Below are 1,197 nucleotides of genomic sequence, written 5' to 3'. Positions count from 1 at the left end.
AATCCAATCCTGAATTTCACGTAAATCCATCGCCGAATAAGGGGTTCCATCCGGCTTTTTAGCATTTGGTTCGGCTTTAATCACCCATTGATAGATTTCACCTAAACCTGTCGAAATAGGCGACATGTTAGGTTGCACATCTTCAGGCATTTCTCCCATTGCTTCTTGCAAGCGCTGGTTGATAAGCTGTCTGGCCCAGTAAATATCCGTGCCATCTTCAAAAATGATGGTCACTTGCGATAAGCCGTAGCGTGAAATCGAACGGGTTTGTTCCATTTTCGGCATGCCTGACATGGCATTCTCAATTGGATAGGTAATCCGCTGTTCCATTTCCAAAGCCGTAAAGCCATTGGCTGAAGTGTTAATCTGCACCTGAGTATTGGTAATATCCGGTACAGCATCAATCGGTAACTTTTGATAACTATAAATACCAATAGCAATCCAGGCTGCAACAAACAGCATGACCCAGATTGCGTTATGAATAGAAAACTGGATCAGCCGATCAAACAGCCCTTCAGGTTTTACCGATTCGTGGTCTGGAATGTGAGGGCTTTTAGTGCTCATGTGAAGCCTCTCCTTTTTCCATCTCAGATTTCAGTAAGAAACTGCCTTGAGCGGCATATTTTTGTCCCTGATTAAGCCCATTTACCACTTCAATCCACTGGCTATCCCCAGACGATTGACCTAATTTCACCGGCTGCGGAGTGAATTCAACTTTTTGTCCATGCTGAGTGGCGACAAAAACCACATCTTTTCCATCGACATTCTGAACTGCGGACTTAAGTACCCGTAATGCGGTACTTTCACTGCGTTGTTGCAACTGTACGTTTACCATCAAGTTTGGACGTAATTCGGTTGCATTCGATTCAACTTTTGCTCGCACCTGAAGACGACCTGTTTGAATATCCGCTTCAGTATTTAAGGTTTGAATAACTGCCCTGTAGACCTTTTCAGTTTGCAAAGATTTAAATTCGATCTTTTGATTCGGGGCTAAGCCCACAATTTCAGAATTTGGAACAATAAATTCAAGCCAGAGCTGATCTAACCGGTCTATGGTAAAGAGTTGACTTGCTAACTGAACATTTTCTCCGAGCACCAAATCCTTTTTACTGATCACGCCGGAAATGGGGGCTTTCAAAATATAGCGCCCGTTACTGGTATTCACAGCACCAAACGCACTTAAACGTGATTGGGCCG

2 protein-coding genes are annotated in these 1,197 nt (G+C 43.7%); both read right to left on the bottom strand.

Annotated elements, in window-relative coordinates:
- The coding region (locus FTU45_RS15310; protein WP_180076700.1) for an efflux RND transporter permease subunit at nucleotides 1-564 on the bottom strand (564 nt) is incomplete at its 3' end.
- A partial coding sequence (locus tag FTU45_RS15305; RefSeq protein WP_180076699.1) for an efflux RND transporter periplasmic adaptor subunit occupies nucleotides 554-1,197 on the bottom strand: 644 nt, incomplete at its 5' end. The genes FTU45_RS15305 and FTU45_RS15310, both read right to left, overlap by 11 nt.

This window comes from Acinetobacter sp. YH12106, assembly GCF_013418995.1.
GTDB lineage: Bacteria > Pseudomonadota > Gammaproteobacteria > Pseudomonadales > Moraxellaceae > Acinetobacter > Acinetobacter pseudolwoffii.
The sequence above is the reverse complement of the archived record's forward strand: the minus strand, read 5'-3'. Positions and strand labels throughout refer to the sequence as shown.